Raw genomic sequence first — 16,743 nt, forward strand, 5'->3', positions numbered from 1 at the left:
CGATCGTCGTGGTTCTGTCCCGATGAATGGCTGAGGATGTGACTGGGGTTCCGCACAGCTGTCCGGCAGCGGCGCGACGGACCGCCGGCCGGGCACTGCTCGGCGTCGCGGCGACCGTCGTCGTGGTCGCCGGTCCCGTGCTGCCCGCCGGCGCCGCGACGGCCGCCCCGCACCGCGTCGCCAGCTCGCCGGTGGCGTTCGCGCCCGCCGAGCCGAGCCGACCGGACCAGGTCCGCGACGAGCAGTGGCAGCTCGACGAGTTGCAGGCCGAGACGGCCTGGCGCACCTCGACCGGGCGCGGGGTCACCGTCGCCGTCATCGACTCCGGAGTGGACGGTAGCCATCCCGACCTGGCCGGGCAGGTGCTGCCCGGGACGGATCTGGTCAGTCCCACCGGCGGCCCACCCGACCCGGTGGGCCACGGCACCACGGTGGCCGGCCTGATCGCCGGCCGCAACGACGACAAACGGGGAGTGGCCGGCCTCGCGCCCGACGCGAAGATCCTGCCGGTACGCGTCCTGGACGCCGAGAACCGCTACGACGACGCGATGATCGTGGCGCGCGGGGTGCGCTGGGCCGTCGACCACGGCGCCCGGGTGATCAACCTGTCGCTCGGCGGCAGCGGCGACAGCCCGGCCCTGGCCGCCGCGCTCGACTACGCGTTCGCCCGGGACGTGGTGGTGATCGCCTGCACCGGCAACCTGGCCACCTCGACCAGCACCCGGGTCTGGTACCCGGCCCGGGAGCCGGGCGTGATCGCGGTCGCCGGCCTCGAACGCAGCAGCGACAACCTCTGGTCCGGCTCGATCACCGGGCGGGCCACCGTGCTCAGCGCGCCGGCCACCGGCCTGGTGGGCGCCCGCCCACCCGACGGGTACTGGCGGGTGCAGGGCACCAGCTTCGCGGCACCGCTGGTGTCGGCCACCGCGGCGCTGGTCCGCTCGCGCTACCCGCAGATGTCGGCCGGCGAGGTGGTCAACCGGTTGCTCACCACCGCCCGGGACATCGGCCCGACCGGCCGGGACGACCGCTTCGGCTTCGGCCTGGTGGATCCGGTGGCCGCGTTGACCTCCGACGTGCCATCGGTGACCGGCAACCCGCTCGACGACAACGACTCCCCGGGCGTGGTCGGCTTCGGGCCGGCGCCGGGCGTCGGGCCGGAGGAGCCGGTGGCCGGCGCGGGCAGCGACCCGCTCAGCCTGACCGCGCCCCGGCAGCACACCCGGTGGAGCCCTCGGGCGGGCGGCAGCCAGGAGGAATCGGCGCCGGAACGGCTCTGGACCGGGGCGGCCCTCTTCGTCGCGCTGGTCACCGGCGCGGCGCTGATGGTCCGCCGGTTCCGGCAGCACGGTCGCTGACGGCCGGGCCCGCGTCTCGCCGCCCGTCGCGCTGGGTAGAACTGACGCCATGAGTACGTCCGGTCCGCCCGCCCTGGATTCCGCCACCCCATCGTCCTGGCGACGTCGCCGGCTCGACCGGGAGCACTCGCTGGGCCTGCGACTGACCCTGGCCGCGGTGGGCGCCTTCCTGGTGCTCGTGCCGTTCGCGCTGCTCGCCCTGCTGGTGCTCGGCAGCTGGGCGCCCCTGCACCGGCTGGACACGACGGTCACCGACGCGCTGCACGACTACGCGGTGACCCACCCGGGCTGGGTCCGGCTGATGAGCGTGTGGACCGACGTGTTCGCGCCGATGCCACTGCGCGTCGCCGCGTTGGTGGTGGTGATCTGGCTGGTCAGCCGGGGCGCCCGCCGGCTGGCGCTCTGGGTGGCGGTCACCATGCTGGCCGGCGGGCTGCTCGGTCCGCTGCTCAAGCTGCTCGTCGGTCGGGAGCGGCCGGACCTGCTGGACCCGGTGGCCCGGGCCGCGGGCTTCTCGTTCCCGTCCGGGCACGCGCTCAACGCGACCCTGGCCGCCGGGGTGCTGCTGGTGGTCTTCCTCCCCTACGCGCGGGGTCGGGCGGGGCGCTGGGCGCTCTGGGCCGCCGCGCTGCTGCTCGCCGTGCTGACCGGCGTCAGCCGGGTGGCCCTGGGGGTGCACTTCACCAGCGACATCGTCGGCGGCTGGCTGCTCGGTACGGCCGTGGTGGCCGCCACCGCCGCCGCCTTCACCACCTGGCGGCATCGGGTGGGGCTACGCCCGGTCCACGTCGCCCGGGAGGGCGTCGCGCCGGAGACCAGGTCGCGGTCCGAACAGGACTGACCGGCGGCGGGGCGGCCGGGCGGCGTCACGGACCGCTCGGCGGCCGGCCCGGCGGCGAGGCGTAGCGGGCAGACCCGACGGGTACTGGCCGGGCCATGCCCGACACCGTGCTCCAGATCGCCCGCCGCGTGGTGCTGCCGGTGGCTCTCCTGCTCGCCGTCATGCTGCTGCTGGGTGGGCTGGTCACCCGGGTACTCGCCCGGTCCTGGCCGTTCACCGTCGAGGACGCGGTCAACCGGGAGCTCGCCGGCGATCGCACCGCCGGTTGGAACGACGTCTCGCTGGTCTTCAGCACGCTCGCCAGCACCCAGATGATCGTGCTGGTCACCGCGCTGGTCGCGCTGGCGCTGCGGCTGTGGCTGCGCCGCTGGCGGGAGCCACTCTTCCTCTGCGCCGCGGTCAGCGCCCAGGCGCTGGTGTTCCTGCTGACCACGATGGTCATCGACCGGCAGCGGCCGGCCGTCGAACACATGGACGTCTCCCCGCCCACGTCCAGCTTCCCGTCCGGGCACACGTCCGCCTCGGTGGCGCTCTACGTGGGCATCGCGGTGCTGCTCGCGCTGCGGTCGCACAGCACCGCCGCCAAGGTCAGCTGGTGGGGACTGCTCGTGCTGGTGCCGGTCGGTGTGGCGCTGACCCGGATGTACCGGGGCATGCACCACCCGAGCGACGTGGTCGCGTCCTTCCTCAACGGCGGCGCCTGCGTGGCCATCATGGCCCGGTCGATTCTGGACCGCGGCGTTCGCTGGGGGCGGGCGGCGCTGCCGAGCGTCGCCCGAGCCCGCGCCCAGGCCGACGGCGCGACACCCCGCCCGTAGCCGCGCGTGCCGTTCCCCGCCCACCGCCGCCTGTTCCGTCAGGTGGCGGACTCCGGCCGCGCGGTGGTCAGGTGCACTCGCCGGTGCCGACGCCGCGGGTGCGCTCGGCACCGGCCAGGGCCACCGGACGGGCCTCCGCGGCGGTGACCGCGAACCCGGTGTTCGGGTCGTCCGCCGCCGCCGCGAAGATCACGCCCAGCACCAGCCCGTTGGACGAGACCAACGGGCCGCCGGAGTTGCCGCTGCGGACCAACGCCCGGATCGTGTAGATCTCCCGGGTCACGTCGCCCGACGAGTAGATGTCCGGCCCGGTGATCCGGTCCACGTCGCGGACCCGGGCGGACTGGGCGTCGTACGGCCCGTCGAGCGGGAAGCCGAGCACGATCGCGTCCGCGCCGCTGCCCGCGTTGCCGGCGGCGAACCGCATCGACGGCCCGGGCAGCCCCGGCACGTGTAGCACGGCCAGATCGCGGTCGGGGTCGTAGACGACCACGTCGCCGTCGTAGCGGTCCCCGCCCAACTCCACCGCCACGGTACGGGTGCCGGCGACCACGTGGGCGTTGGTCATCACCCGGTCGTCGGCGTACACGAAGCCGGAACCCTCGATCCGGCGCGAGCAGCTGGGGGCCGAACCGAGCACCTTGACCACCGAGCGCTGGCCGTTGACCACCACCTGGGAGCCGGCGAGCGCCGGATCGGGCGGTGAGACCTGCCGGGCCCGGGTGGGCGCGAGATCGCCGAACACGTCCGGGAAACCGTTGGTGTCGACGGTGTCCCGCAGCGCGGTGGAGAGCTGCTGGGCCTGATCGGGCAGGACCCGGTCGACCACGGTGAGCAGCGCGCTGTTCCGGACCGACGCGGCCAGCCAGGGCAGCGAGGACGAGCCGAGCGGCACCGCGACCAGCCAGGCCACCAGGAGCACGGCGAACAGCGAGACGAACGCCCCGCCGACGTCGTCGACCTTGCGCAGGCCCGGGCCGGTGATCGCGGCCCGCAGGCTGGAGCCGAGCCAGCCGGCGAGCGCCTGCCCGGCGACCGCGAGCCCGAAGACCGCCACCAACGAGATCAGCACCCGGGTGCCGCTGTCCACGAACTGTCGGGCGAGCAGCGGCCCGATCTGGAGGCCGATCAGGGCCCCCAGGAAGAACCCGGTGAACGACAGGATTCCGATGACGAAGCCCTGACGGTATCCGCTGATCGCGAACACGAGCATGAGCAGCAGCAGGACGAGATCCACGGCGGACACGGGTCAAGCGTACGGGCAGCGGGCTCGCCGGATGACCATCGCTTGCGGAAGGGTGACCGCGCGGTCAGCGTACGGCTGCCTCGTCGACCTCGTCGGTCCCCGCGGAGGGGGCCGGCGACGCACCGGTGGGGGGCAGCTCCACCACCCGGTCGGGCGACCACGGGCGGGCCCAGCCGCCCATCTCGAGCAGCGTGGCGAGCACCCCGGCGGTGAACCCCCAGACCACCATCCCGCGCGCGGAGAACGCCGGACCGATCCAGCCGCTGGGATGGCGTACCCGCATCCGGTTCTCCGGGTCGACCAGCTCCGCGATCGGCAGCCGCGCCACGTGCGCCACCTCGGCCGGCTCCCGCGGGTGCACCGGGTGCGGCGCGTGCCACCAGGCGAGCACCGGGGTCACCACGAAGTCGCTCACCGGAATCCAGAGCTTCGGCAGCTCGGCCAGGACGGTGACGCTGCGCGGGTCGAGGTCGACCTCCTCGTTCGCCTCGCGCAGCGCGGTCGCCCGGGCGTCGGCGTCCTCCGGGTCGGCCGCCCCGCCCGGGAAGGCCGGCTGGCCGGCGTGGTTGCGCAGGGTCGCCGCCCGCTGCAGGACCAGCACGTCCGGGCCGGTGTCGGGCTGCTCGCCGAGCAGCACCAGCACGGCGCTCTCCCGGCCACCGCTCGCCGGAGTGGTCAGCCGGGTGAAGTCCTCGGCACGGGCGGTGCCGAGCCGAGCCAGCAACGGCTCGATCCACTCCGGCGGTCTCGGGGTCACGCCGGCACCGCCACCCCGAGATGTTCGCGCACCAGCGCGGCGAGGCGGGCGTCGTCCAGCGCGCCGGAGGTGTCGGTGTGCCGGATCCGCCCCTGCCCGTCGACGAAGAGGGTGAGCGGGAAGGCGTTGCGGTTCAGCGCCCGTTGCAGCGCCTCGCCCTGGTCGACCAGCATCGGGAAGCGGACGCCGAAGTCCTCGCCGATGGACTGGGCCGCGGCGCGGCTGTCCCGGCTGTTCACCCCGATCACCTGGAGCTGGCCGGCGGTCGACTGGCTGAGCCGCTGGAAGGCGGGCAGCTCCTTGCGGCAGGGGCCGCACCAGGAGGCCCAGATGTTGACCACCGCCGGGCCGGGGATCTCGCGCAGGGCCACCGGCGCGCCGCCGGTGAAGCAGGAGAGGCTCAGCTCCGGCAGCGGGTCACCCGGGGCGGACGCCGGGGTGGCCGTTGCGGCCGTCGGCGCGGTGGTCAGCGTGGCGCAGTCGGCGAACGGCGACGGCCGGCTGGGCGTCGGACGCCCCGGTGCCGCCGCCTCCGGCGTGGTGGCGTTGCAGCCGGCGACCGCCAGCAGCAGCGGCAGGAGCAGCGTGGCGGCCCTGCGGTTCACGGCACCTCCGCGGCGACCGCCTGGGCCGGCACCAGCTCCGGGTCGATCCCGGCGGCCACCGCCAGGTCGCGGGCGCGGGGCCCCTTGAGCAGCTTGACCGCGACGGTCGGGTCGGTCGGCCCGGTGCCGTACGACGGGCAGAGCTTGGCCAGCGTGCAGGCGCCGCAGGCCGGCTTGCGGGCGTGGCAGACCCGCCGGCCGTGGAAGATCACCCGGTGCGAGAGCATCGTCCAGTCGCGCTTCTCGTAGAGCGCCCCGACCGCGTGCTCGATCTTGACCGGGTCGGTCTCGGTGGTCAGCCGCCAGCGGTGCATCAGCCGCTGGAAGTGGGTGTCGACGGTGATGCCGGGGACGTCGAAGGCGTTGCCGAGAATCACGTTGGCTGTCTTGCGACCGATCCCGGGCAGCGTCACCAGGTCGACCAGCTTGCCGGGCACCCGCCCGTCGTAGCGCTCGACCAACGCCCGGCCCAGCTTGATCAGCGAGTCGGTCTTGTTCCGGTAGAAGCCGGTCGGCCGGATCAGCTCCTCCATCTCGCCCCGGTCTGCGCCGGCGTAGTCGGCAGCGCTCGGGTAGCGGACGAAGAGCTTCGGGGTGACCTCGTTGACCTTCTTGTCGGTGCACTGGGCGGAGAGGATCGTCGCCACGGCCAGCTCCAGGGCGTTGGAGTGGTCCAGTTCACAGTGCGCGTCCGGGTGGGTCTCGGCCAGCGCCCGGCCGATCCGCCGGGCACGGCGCTTGCGTCCGAGGTCGGTCTCGGTGGCGCCGGGAGAGCTACTGGTCACGCCGGCCAGCCTACGTCGCCCGACCGACTCCCTTGGGCGGCCCACGCCTTCACCGTTGCGCGCACCTCGGGTCTCGCTCCCGAGTCGGCGGAGCGACGGATCAACCGGCCGCGGGCGGGCTGATCTTGCCGGCGCCGTCGAACCGGGCCGCGGTCTTGGGGAAGTCGGTGCCGCTGAGCTGCTTGACCAGCCCCAGACCCCGGTCGCCCTGATCCATCGTCGGCTTGCCGGCGCCGTTCATGTAGGTCGAGGTGAAGGAGCCCCCGGCCCAACTGCCGTCCGGCCGCAGCGACACCTTGAGCACCCCGCCCCAGCCCAGCCGGCCGGCGTTGCTGAGCGAATTGCCCCCGCCGGCGAAGTTCCCGAGGCTGTAGGCGATGAGCCGGCCCTTGTAGAACTCCATTCCGCGCAGCACGTGCGGGCCGTGCCCGACGATCAGGTCGGCCCCGGCGTCGATCATCGCCTTCGAGAACTTGACCGGGTCGCCCCGGTTCTCGCCGAGGAACATCTCGGTGCCCGGCCGGACCCGGGTCTTGTCGGACCCCTCGCCGCCCATGTGCACCTGCACCACGACCAGATCGGCCATGGTGGCCGCCTTCGCGATCACCTGCTTGGCCGCGGCGATGTCGACCAGGCTGTTGGACCAGACGTACGAGGAGAAGCCGGCGACCGCGACCTTGACGCCCTGCACCTCGACCACCGTGATCTGGTCGGGAGCGCCGGTGTGCGCCAGGTCGTACTTCTCCAGGGCCTTCTGGGTGTTCTGGTAGCCCTTCGGGCCGTAGTCGTAGCCGTGGTTGTTGGCCTGGTTGAGCAGGTCGAAGCCGGCGTCGCGCAGGTGCGCGGCGTAGTCGGGCGGGGCCCGGAACTGGAAGCAGCGGGTGGAGTTGGCCCCGCACTTGCCGGTGCCGGTGTCCACCGTCAGCGGCTCCTCCAGATTGCCCATCACCAGGTCGGCCTTGAGCGCCTGCTCGACGGAGTCGAAGAAGCCCTTGCCGCCGTTGGCGGGCAGCCGGTTCGGCGCGTTGCCCATGATGATGTCGCCGGTCGCGGAGAGCGAGATCGCCTCGCCGCCCGCGTCGGGGCTGCCGCTCGCCGACGGAGCGGCCGTGCCGATCGGCGCGCCGGTGCCGCCGCCACCGACCCCCGGCTGCCAGACCGGGGCCTCGCTGCTTTCGGCGCAGCCGGCCAGCAGCACGGCGAGCAGCGCGCCGAGCGCGAGGGCGGCTCGGCGGCGCGGGCGCGACGCGGCAAAGGCGGGAGCGTACATCGTTGAGCGACCCTACCGGGGCGGAAACGCCGCGACGAGGGCCGATCGGCTGGAAATTCAGCCGGTGAACCGGTCCGACCAGGGCACCACGGCGCTGGCGCCGCCGGCGAGGACGGCGGCGTGCACCGCCCGGGCCAGCGGTGCGCCCCAGGTCGACCGCGGCCCGCCGTACGCGAACTCCGGGCCGTCGGCAGGGCAGAGCACGGTGACCGCGTCCGTCGGGGTGCCGGTGGCCGCCAGCCCCAGTTCCATGATCGCCTGCGCCTTCGCCTCGGTGGCGGTGGCCACCGCGTTGACCAGAGCGGCGTCGCCGAGCCGCGCCGGCACGTGCACCACGATGTTGACCGTGCCGACCCGCTGGCCGGGCGCGGCCGGCTCGGGCGCGGCGGCCGGGATCGGGGTGCCGAGGCCGACCGTCGCCCAGGCCCGCACGCCGGTGTCGGTGCGGGCCACCACCTCCGCCACGTCGACCCCGGTCAGCAGGCCCACCCCGGGCCCGCCGAGGCCGAGGCCGCGGGCCAGTCCGGCCAGGTGCTCCGCGGGGTCGTCCCGGTCGTACGACATCGGCACGGTCGCGTTCAGCACCCACCGGCGTACGCCGATCCCGCCGCCGAGCGGCGCCGAGCTGACCGCGCGCAGTGGCGTCGCGGAGCGCCACAGCAGCATCGGCACGTCGAGCCCGCCCTCCCGGCGGGTGGTCAGCAGCGGCTCCGTCAGCACGCCGCTGACCCTACGGCCCCCCGACCTGCGCCGGCGGTACGGGCGGGCGGCCGGCGATCTTACTGGCGGATCGGAGCGCGTGGGTTACGCCCAACGATCAAGTTTCCAGGGGTGCAGCTCTGATTCCAGCTCACGTGCGCCTAGACTTGGCGGCGCGCGAGGGACCAGCGGACGGCGGACCCGGCCGAGGGACGGCAGCGCGCAACCGGAGGTGCGCGATGGACGAGGTACTGGCCCGCAGCGGGATCTTCCAGGGTGTCGACCCGGAGGCTGCCGAGGCGCTCGCCAAGGAGATGGAGACGATCGAGGTCCGCAAGGGCGAGATCGTCTTCAACGAGGGCGAGCCCGGCGACAGTCTCTATATCCTGCTGTCCGGCAAGATCAAGGTCGGTCGCCGGGCGGCGGACGGCCGGCAGAACCTGATCGCGGTGATGGGCCCGTCGGACATGGTCGGCGAGTTGTCGCTCTTCGACCCCGGCCCGCGTACGGCGACCGCCACCGCGGTGACCGACACCCGCCTGGTCCGGCTGCGCAAGCAGGCGCTGCGACCGTGGCTGAACAACCGGCCGGAGATCGCCGAGCAGCTGCTCCGGGTGCTGGCCCGCCGGCTGCGCCGGACGAACGACTCGCTGGCCGACCTGATCTTCACCGACGTGCCCGGCCGGGTGGCGAAGAACCTGCTCCAGATGGCCGGCCGGTTCGGCACCCGGGACGGCGGCGTGCTGCGGGTGACGCACGACCTGACCCAGGAGGAGATCGCCCAGCTCGTCGGCGCCTCCCGGGAGACCGTCAACAAGGCGCTGGCCGACTTCGCCTCGCGGGGCTGGCTGCGGCTCGACGGCAAGAGCATCATCATTCTCGACCCGGAGCGCCTGGCCCGCCGCGCGCGGGTCTGAGTCGCCCCGTCGGGCCTGTCCCGACACCGGAGCATCCCCGGCCCGGGCCGCCGCTGGCGGTCCGGGCCGATCCGTGTCCGCCCGCCGTCTGCTGCTGGCAGAAGGTGCTGGACTCACCGGCGGGCCGGCGGGAGGGTGGAGCGATGCTGAACCGGGTCGCCGTTCTCTCGGACATCCACGGCGTGCTGCCCGCCCTGGAGGCGGTGCTGGCCGAGCCGGACGTGGCCGCCGCCGACCTGATCGTGCTCACCGGCGACATCGCGGCCGGCCCGCAGCCGGTGCAGGTGCTGGACCTCCTCGCCGGCTTGGGCGACCGGGTCTGCTGGGTGCGCGGCAACGCCGACCGCGAGCTGGTCGAGGCCCGCGCCGGGCGCCCGTCCCCGATCGAGGTGTCGAACTGGGCGGCCGGCCAGCTCCGCGACGACCAGCTCGAGCGGCTGGCCGCGCTGCCGCTGACGGTCACCCTGGAGATCGACGGACTCGGCCCGGTGCTCTTCTGCCATGCCACCCCCCGCGACGACGAGGAGGTCGTGCTGGTCGACACCCGGATGGCCCGGTGGACGGAGGTCTTCGCCGACCTGCCGGCCGAGGTGCGCACGGTGGTCTGCGGGCACACCCACATGCCGTTCACCCGGCTGGTCGACCGGCGGCTGGTGGTCAACCCGGGCAGCATCGGCATGCCGTACGGCGGTCCGGGCGCCTACTGGGCCCTGCTCGGGCCGGGCGTGCAGCTGCGGCGCACCGACTTCGACGTGGACGCCGCCTGCGCCCGGGTGGCCGCCGAGTCGACCTACCCCGACGCCGCCGGCTTCGCCGACGAATACCTGCGCTCCCGACACAGCGACGCCGACGCGCTGGCCGTCTTCGCCCCCCGCGACGGCCGCTGACCATCGTTCGCCGCGGTCGTGGCCGGCCCCCCGCCCACCCGGCCCGGCTGCCTCACACGCTGTCGAACTGCTCCATATATGAACATCATGAACAGCGTGCGGGCCGGGCAGGCCGGGCTCATGCCGGGGCGCGCCCTTAGCCGTGCTGCCCGAGGAGCAGGCCGCCCCGACGGGACGGGCCAGGGGGTGAGCCGGCCTCGCCGGTCCCCGTGACGGGAGCGCGCCCGGGCACGACCAACGGACGGGCCAGGGGGTGAGCCGGCCTCGCCGGTCCCCGTGACGGGAGCGCGCCCGGGCACGACCAACGGACGGGCCAGGGCATGCGGGAGCGGACCCGCGTCGTGCTGCCCCGAGGAGCAGGCAGCCCGGACGGTGGGCCAGGCTTGAGACGCCTGGCCGGATCCGCCGTGGGGAGGGCGCGGTCGCTCTTCGCCGGCCGCCGGCCAACATGAGCGCCCCGAGGCCGGCCCAGGGGCAGCGCACTGCTGCCAGGCCGGTCCATATCTGGAGCAGTTCGACAGCGTCCGTGAGGCGATGTCGGCCCCCGACTTGGCGCGCGACCGGGCCGGCCTCACCCAAAAAAGTCAGGCTTGACTGTTTGTTTCGAGGGCGGCACGCTGTCCCCGTGTCCGCCGCATCGATCCGCGTCCCTCAACAGGAGCGCAGTCGGGCTACCCAGGCCCGGCTGCTGGAGGCGACCGTCGACTGCCTGATCGAGCACGGCTGGTCCGGCACCACGACCACGCTGGTCGCCGCCCGGGCCGGCGTCTCGCGCGGCGCCCAGCTGCACCACTACCCGACGAAGGCCGCGCTGGTCACCGCCGCCGTCGACCACCTCGCCGAGCGCCGGGCCGCCGAGCTGCGCACCGAGGCGGAGGCCCTGCCGGCCGGTCCGCAGCGCCTCGACCGGGTCGTCGACCTGCTCGGCGCGGCCTTCACCGGGCCGCTCTTCGTCGCCGCGATCGAACTCTGGGTCGCCGCCCGCACCGACCCGGAGCTGCGCGCCGCCCTGGTGCCGCTCGAGGCGCGGGTGGGCCGGGAGATGCACCGGCTCACCGTCTCGCTGCTCGGCGTCGACGAGCGGCGGCCCGGCGTCCGGGAGGCGGTGCAGGCCACATTGGACCTGCTCCGCGGGCTGGGCGTGGCCAACCTGCTCACCGACGACTCGTCCCGCCGCAGCGCCCTGCTCACCACCTGGAAGCGCCAGCTCTCCACGCTCCTCACGCCCTGACCGGCCCCGCCCAGGTGGGGCACGCCGAGACCGGAGGCACCATGGTCGACCTGACGGATCTGCTCGCGGACCTGGCCGAGGAGTCCGCTGAGCTGGACTCACTGGTGCACCCGCTGCCGCCAGCCGAGTGGGCCCGCGCCACCCCGGCGGCGGGCTGGAGCATCGGGCATCAGATCGCCCACCTCGCCTGGACCGACCACGTGGCCCTGCTCGCCGCCACCGACGCCGACGCCTTCTTCGCCTCGGTCAGCTCCGCCCCGGACCCGACCCGGCTGGTCGACCAAGGCGCGGAGGACTTCCTCTCCCCGCCGGACCAGCTGCTCGCCCGTTGGCGCGCCGGTAGGGCGGCGCTCACCGCCGCCCTCGCCGCCGTCCCGGCCGGCGAGAAGCTGCCCTGGTACGGGACCCGGATGTCGGCCACCTCGATGGCCACCGCCCGGATCATGGAGACCTGGGCGCACGGCGAGGACGTGGCCGACACGCTCGGCGTACACCGGGCGGCCACCAACCGGCTCCGGCACGTCGCGCACCTCGGCGTGCGTACCCTCGGGCACGGTTTCGCCGCCCACGGCCGGGCCGTGCCCGCGGCGCCGGTGCGGGTCGAGCTGTCCGGGCCCGACGGCGACACCTGGAGCTGGGGCCCGGCCGACGCCGCGGACCGGGTGACCGGCCCGGCGCGGGACTTCTGCCTGCTGGTCACCCAGCGCCGGCACCGCGCCGACCTGGCGCTGAGCACCGCCGGACCGGTGGCCGACGAGTGGCTCGACGTCGCGCAGGCCTTCGCCGGCCCGCCCGGCGCCGGCCGGCCGGCGAGCGGGGTGCCGGCGTGATCCGCATCGGCAACGCCTCCGGCTTCTACGGCGACCGCTTCACGGCCTGGCGGGAGATGCTCGACGGCGGCGAACTGGACGTGCTGACCGGCGACTACCTGGCCGAGCTGACCATGCTGATCCTCGGTCGGGACCGGCTGCGCGACCCCGGCCTCGGCTACGCGAAGACCTTCCTCCGCCAACTGGAGGAGACTCTCGGCACCGCCCTGGGCCGCGGCGTACGGATCGTGACCAACGCCGGCGGGTTGAACCCGGCCGGGCTGGCCACCGCGATCGGCACGCTCGCCGACCGGCTCGGCCTCGACGCCCGGATCGGGTACGTCGAGGGGGACGCGTTGGGCCGCCCGGACGCGCTCACCGCCAACGCCTACCTGGGCGCGTTCGGGATCGCCGCCTGCCTGGACGGCGGGGCGGACGTGGTGGTCACCGGCCGGGTCACCGACGCCTCTCTCGTGGTCGGCCCGGCGATCGCCCGGTACGGCTGGCAGCGCGACCACCTCGACGCGCTCGCCGGCGCGACAGTCGCCGGCCACCTGATCGAGTGCGGCACGCAGGTGACCGGCGGCAACTACAGCTTCTTCACCGAGCTGCCCGACGGCGGTCACCGGCCCGGCTTCCCGATCGCCGAGGTGCACCCCGACGGCTCCGCCGCGATCACCAAGCATCCCGGCACCGGCGGCGCGGTGACCGTGGAGACGCTCACCGCGCAGCTGCTCTACGAGGTCGGCGGGCCGGGATATCTGGGACCGGACGTGGTGAGCCGGCTGGACACGGCGACGCTGCACCAGGACGGGCCGGACCGGGTCCGGGTCTCCGGCGTCCGGGGCACCCCGCCGCCGGCGACGCTCAAGGTCGGGCTCACCAACCTCGGCGGCTTCCGCAACTCGATGACCTTCGTCCTCTGCGGGCTGGAGATTCCGGCGAAGGCAGCGCTGGTCCGGAGGCAGCTCGAGCAGGCGATCGGCAAGGAGGGGCTGGAGTTCACCTTGGCCCGCACCGACCATCCCGACGCGGACCACACCGAGACGGCGAGCGCGCTGCTGCACGTACACCTGCGCGACGGTGACCGGGCGCGGGCCGGGCGGGCGTTCTCGGCGGCCGCGGTGGAGCTGGCGCTGGCCTCGTACCCCGGCTGCACGCTGACCACGCCGCCCGGCGATGCCACCCCGTACGGGGTGTTCACCGTCGACACCGTGCCGCAGGACGCGGTGCCGCACGTCGCGGTGCTGCCCTCCGGCGAGCGCGTGGAGATCGCGCCGCCGGCCGTCACGGCACCGGTCGCCGACGAGCGCGTCGAACCGGCGCCGCCGAGCGGGGAGGCCGACCGGCCGAGCCGGCGCGGGCCGCTCGGCGAGCTGGTCGGTGCCCGCTCCGGCGACAAGGGCGGCGACGCCAACCTGGGGGTCTGGGCCCGCACCGACGCCGGATACGCCTGGCTGCGCGACTGGCTGACCGTGCCGCGCCTGGCCGAACTGCTGCCGGAGACCGCGTCGCTGACCGTGCGCCGGTACGAGCTGGCGAACCTGCGGGCGGTGAACTTCGTGATCGAAGGGCTGCTCGGTCCGGGAGTGGCCGGCTCGACGAGGTTCGACCCACAGGCGAAGGCTCTCGGCGAGCTGCTCCGGTCCCGCATGGTCGACCTGCCCGCCGACCTCACGCCGGGGCCGGGCACCCCCGAGCGGTCGACACGTAGCGAGGTGGCGCGATGACCATCGTGGACACCCCGGAGCGGCGGCAGCTGCGCGAGCTGACCCGGGCCTTCGTCACCCGCGAGGTGCTGCCGCACCTGGACGACTGGGAGCGCGCCGGCGAGGTGCCCCGGGAGCTGCACGCGACCGCCGCGAAGCTCGGCCTGCTCGGCATCGGCTTCCCCGAGTCGGTCGGCGGCAGCGGCGGTGACCTGCTCGACTCGATCATCGTCACCGAGGAGATCATCCGCTCAGGTGGTTCGTCCGGTCTGGTGGCCGCGCTCTTCACCCACGGCATCGCGCTGCCGCACATGGTCGCCGCCGCCGGCGGCCGGCTCGGGGGCTCGCTCGGCGGCCGGCTCGGAGGGCAGCGGAGCACCGATGACGACCTGGTCGACCGGTACGTCCGCCCGACGCTCGCCGGCACGATGATCGGCGCGCTGGCGGTCACCGAACCGGACGGCGGCTCGGACGTCGCCGGGATCCGCACGACCGCCCGCCGGGACGGCGACCACTACGTGGTGAACGGGTCGAAGACCTACATCACCAGCGGAGTCCGGGCCGACTTCGTGACCACCGCCGTCTGCACCGACTTTCCCGGCAGCGGGGAACTCACCCTGCTGGTCATCGACAAGGGCACGCCCGGATTCACCGTGGGGCGTCGGCTGGAGAAGCTCGGCTGGCACTGCTCGGACACCGCCGAGCTGTCCTTCGTGGACGTGCGGGTGCCGGTGACGAACCGGATCGGCGCGGAGGACACCGGCTTCCTGGCGATCATGCAGCACTTCGCCACCGAGCGGCTCTCCCTGGCCACGCAGGCCTACGCGACCGCGCAACGCTGCGTCGAGCTGGCGGTGCGCTGGTGCCGGGACCGGTCGACGTTCGGTCGTCCGCTGGCCAGCCGGCAGCTGATTCGCCACCGGCTGGCCGAGATGCACACCCGCGCCGAGGCCGCCCGGGCGTACGTGCACGAGGTGGCGGCTCGGGTGGCCGCCGGTGAGCCGGTGGTCGCCGAGGTGGCGATGGCGAAGAACGTCGCGGTGGCCGCCTGCGCCGAGGTGGTCGACCAGGCGCTCCAGTTGCACGGCGGCTACGGCTACCTGCGCGACGCGGAGGTGGAGCGGCACTACCGGGACGCCCGCATCCTCGGCATCGGCGGCGGCACCACGGAGATCATGAACGAGATCATCGCGAAGGGAATCGGGCTGTGACCACGTTGAGCAGCGCGATCGAGGTGTCCGCGCCGGGTCACGCGCAGAACCAGGCGGCGCTGCTGGACCGGTTGGCCGAGCTGGACGCGGCGCTGGACCAGGCCCGGGCCGGGGGTGGCGAGAAGTACGTGAGCCGCCACCACGCCCGGGGCAAGCTGCTTCCCCGGGAACGGATCGAGCTGCTGCTCGACGCGGACAGCCCGTTCCTGGAGCTGTCGCCGGTCGCCGGGTACGGCACCGACTTCCCGGTCGGGGCGAGCGTGGTGACCGGGATCGGCGTGGTCGAGGGTGTGGAGTGCCTGATTGTCGCGAACGACCCGACGGTACGCGGCGGCGCGGTGAACCCGTGGTCGCTGGCGAAGACCCGGCGGGCCGGCGAGATAGCCCTCGCGAACCGGCTGCCCATGGTCAACCTGGTCGAGTCGGCCGGCGCCGACCTGCCCACCCAGGCGGAGATCTTCATCCCGGGCGGGCGGGTCTTCCGCGACCTGACCCGGCTCTCCGCGGCGAAGATCCCCACGGTCAGCGTGGTCTTCGGCAACGCGACCGCGGGCGGCGCGTACGTGCCGGGCATGTCCGACCACGTGATCATGATTCGGGACCGGTCGCAGGTCTATCTGGCCGGCCCGCCGCTGGTGAAGATGGCCACCGGCGAGGTCACCGACGACGAGTCGCTCGGCGGGGCCGCGATGCACGCGTCGACGTCCGGGCTCGCCGACTTCCTCGCCTCCGACGAGCGGGACGGCATCCGGCTGGCCCGGCAGTGCGTACGGCGGCTGAACTGGCGCAAGCAGGGCCCGTCGCCACGCAATCCGGTGCCGCAGCCGCCGAAGTACGACCCGGAGGAGCTGCTCGGCATCGCCAGCGCCGACCTGAAGGTGCCGTTCGACCCGCGCGAGGTGCTGGCCCGGATCCTCGACGGCAGCGAGTTCGACGAGTTCAAGCCCGGCTACGGCAGCGCCCTGGTGACCGGCTGGGGCGAGCTGCACGGCTACCCGGTCGGCGTGCTGGCCAACGCCCGGGGCGTGCTGTTCAGCGAGGAGGCGCAGAAGGCGGCGCAGTTCATCCAGCTCGCCAACGCCGCCGACACCCCGCTGCTCTTCCTGCAGAACACCACCGGCTACATGGTCGGCACCGAGTACGAACAGCGCGGCATCATCAAGCACGGCGCCCTGATGATCAACGCGGTGTCGAACTCGACCGTGCCGCACCTGACGGTCAACCTGGGCGCCTCCTACGGCGCCGGCAACTACGGCATGTGCGGGCGGGCGTACGAGCCGCGCTTCCTCTTCACCTGGCCGAACGCGAAGTCGGCGGTGATGGGGCCCGCGCAGCTGGCCGGGGTGCTGTCGATCGTCGCCCGGCAGGCCGCCGCCGCCCGGGGCCGGGACTACGACGAGGAGTCCGACGCCGCGATGCGGATGATGGTCGAGCAGCAGATCGAGTCCCAGTCCGGCGCGCTCTTCCTCTCGGGCCGGCTCTACGACGACGGGGTGATCGATCCCCGGGACACCCGTACCGTCCTCGGCCTCTGCCTGTCGGCGATCCACAACGGACCGGTGAAGGGCGCCGACGGCTTCGGCGTCTTCCGGATGTAGGG

Annotated in this window: 16 protein-coding genes; 10 read left to right on the forward strand and 6 right to left on the reverse strand. The window is 74.1% G+C overall.

The window, feature by feature from the left end:
* Positions 1 to 26 precede the first annotated feature (26 nt).
* The 3 genes from mycP (at position 27) to ACIP9D_RS26330 (ending at position 3,017) form a co-directional block, all read left to right on the forward strand.
* Positions 27 to 1,358, forward strand: a complete 1,332-nt coding sequence (mycP, locus tag ACIP9D_RS26320) for a type VII secretion-associated serine protease mycosin (RefSeq protein ID WP_350873557.1) — start codon at positions 27 to 29, stop codon at positions 1,356 to 1,358.
* 49 nt (positions 1,359 to 1,407) lie between these two features.
* Entirely contained in the window at positions 1,408 to 2,199 is a 792-nt protein-coding gene (locus tag ACIP9D_RS26325; RefSeq protein WP_350873558.1) for a phosphatase PAP2 family protein, read from the forward strand.
* Positions 2,200 to 2,294: 95 nt separating this feature from the next.
* Positions 2,295 to 3,017 carry a phosphatase PAP2 family protein gene (locus tag ACIP9D_RS26330; RefSeq protein ID WP_350873559.1) on the forward strand — a complete coding sequence of 241 codons (723 nt, stop codon included), beginning with the start codon at positions 2,295 to 2,297 and terminating at the stop codon, positions 3,015 to 3,017.
* A gap of 67 nt (positions 3,018 to 3,084) precedes the next feature.
* Here the strand turns inward: ACIP9D_RS26330 and ACIP9D_RS26335 are convergent, their stop codons facing one another.
* From ACIP9D_RS26335 to ACIP9D_RS26360, 6 genes are all read right to left on the reverse strand, one after another.
* Complete coding sequence (locus ACIP9D_RS26335; RefSeq protein WP_350873560.1) at positions 3,085 to 4,263, reverse strand: MarP family serine protease; 1,179 nt, start codon at positions 4,261 to 4,263, stop codon at positions 3,085 to 3,087.
* A 64-nt stretch (positions 4,264 to 4,327) separates the two neighbouring features.
* A complete protein-coding gene (locus tag ACIP9D_RS26340) occupies positions 4,328 to 5,020 on the reverse strand; it encodes a CoA pyrophosphatase (protein ID WP_350873561.1) in 693 nt (230 codons plus the stop codon).
* Positions 5,017 to 5,625 (reverse strand): TlpA disulfide reductase family protein, encoded by a 609-nt coding sequence (locus ACIP9D_RS26345; protein ID WP_350873562.1) that lies wholly within the window; start codon positions 5,623 to 5,625, stop codon positions 5,017 to 5,019. Before ACIP9D_RS26345 ends, ACIP9D_RS26340 begins: the two co-directional genes overlap by 4 nt.
* Positions 5,622 to 6,410, reverse strand: a complete 789-nt coding sequence (gene nth, locus ACIP9D_RS26350) for an endonuclease III (protein ID WP_350873563.1) — start codon at positions 6,408 to 6,410, stop codon at positions 5,622 to 5,624. Before nth ends, ACIP9D_RS26345 begins: the two co-directional genes overlap by 4 nt.
* A 100-nt stretch (positions 6,411 to 6,510) precedes the next feature.
* Positions 6,511 to 7,680 carry a CapA family protein gene (locus tag ACIP9D_RS26355; RefSeq protein WP_350873564.1) on the reverse strand — a complete coding sequence of 390 codons (1,170 nt, stop codon included), beginning with the start codon at positions 7,678 to 7,680 and terminating at the stop codon, positions 6,511 to 6,513.
* A gap of 57 nt (positions 7,681 to 7,737) precedes the next feature.
* Positions 7,738 to 8,400: an adenosylcobinamide amidohydrolase gene (locus ACIP9D_RS26360; RefSeq protein ID WP_350873565.1), complete on the reverse strand. Its 663-nt coding sequence runs from the start codon at positions 8,398 to 8,400 to the stop codon at positions 7,738 to 7,740.
* Positions 8,401 to 8,618: 218 nt separating this feature from the next.
* On the opposite strand from ACIP9D_RS26360, the gene ACIP9D_RS26365 reads away from it, so the two are divergent.
* The 7 genes from ACIP9D_RS26365 (at position 8,619) to ACIP9D_RS26395 (ending at position 16,741) form a co-directional block, all read left to right on the forward strand.
* Positions 8,619 to 9,296 carry a Crp/Fnr family transcriptional regulator gene (locus tag ACIP9D_RS26365; RefSeq protein WP_007466162.1) on the forward strand — a complete coding sequence of 226 codons (678 nt, stop codon included), beginning with the start codon at positions 8,619 to 8,621 and terminating at the stop codon, positions 9,294 to 9,296.
* Positions 9,297 to 9,439: 143 nt separating this feature from the next.
* Entirely contained in the window at positions 9,440 to 10,183 is a 744-nt protein-coding gene (locus tag ACIP9D_RS26370; RefSeq protein ID WP_350873566.1) for a metallophosphoesterase family protein, read from the forward strand.
* 625 nt (positions 10,184 to 10,808) lie between these two features.
* Complete coding sequence (locus tag ACIP9D_RS26375) at positions 10,809 to 11,414, forward strand: TetR/AcrR family transcriptional regulator (RefSeq protein WP_350873567.1); 606 nt, start codon at positions 10,809 to 10,811, stop codon at positions 11,412 to 11,414.
* A 41-nt stretch (positions 11,415 to 11,455) separates the two neighbouring features.
* A complete protein-coding gene (locus tag ACIP9D_RS26380; RefSeq protein WP_350873568.1) occupies positions 11,456 to 12,244 on the forward strand; it encodes a TIGR03084 family metal-binding protein in 789 nt (262 codons plus the stop codon).
* Positions 12,241 to 13,953 carry an acyclic terpene utilization AtuA family protein gene (locus ACIP9D_RS26385; RefSeq protein ID WP_350873569.1) on the forward strand — a complete coding sequence of 571 codons (1,713 nt, stop codon included), beginning with the start codon at positions 12,241 to 12,243 and terminating at the stop codon, positions 13,951 to 13,953. The genes ACIP9D_RS26380 and ACIP9D_RS26385 overlap by 4 nt, the downstream gene beginning before the upstream one ends.
* A complete protein-coding gene (locus ACIP9D_RS26390; RefSeq protein ID WP_350873570.1) occupies positions 13,950 to 15,143 on the forward strand; it encodes an acyl-CoA dehydrogenase family protein in 1,194 nt (397 codons plus the stop codon). Before ACIP9D_RS26385 ends, ACIP9D_RS26390 begins: the two co-directional genes overlap by 4 nt.
* Positions 15,140 to 16,741, forward strand: coding sequence for a carboxyl transferase domain-containing protein (locus ACIP9D_RS26395; protein WP_350873571.1), 1,602 nt, complete (start codon positions 15,140 to 15,142; stop codon positions 16,739 to 16,741). The genes ACIP9D_RS26390 and ACIP9D_RS26395 overlap by 4 nt, the downstream gene beginning before the upstream one ends.
* Positions 16,742 to 16,743 lie beyond the last annotated feature (2 nt).

Source organism: Micromonospora sp. NPDC093243 (genome assembly GCF_044753725.1).
Taxonomy (GTDB): Bacteria; Actinomycetota; Actinomycetes; order Mycobacteriales; family Micromonosporaceae; genus Micromonospora.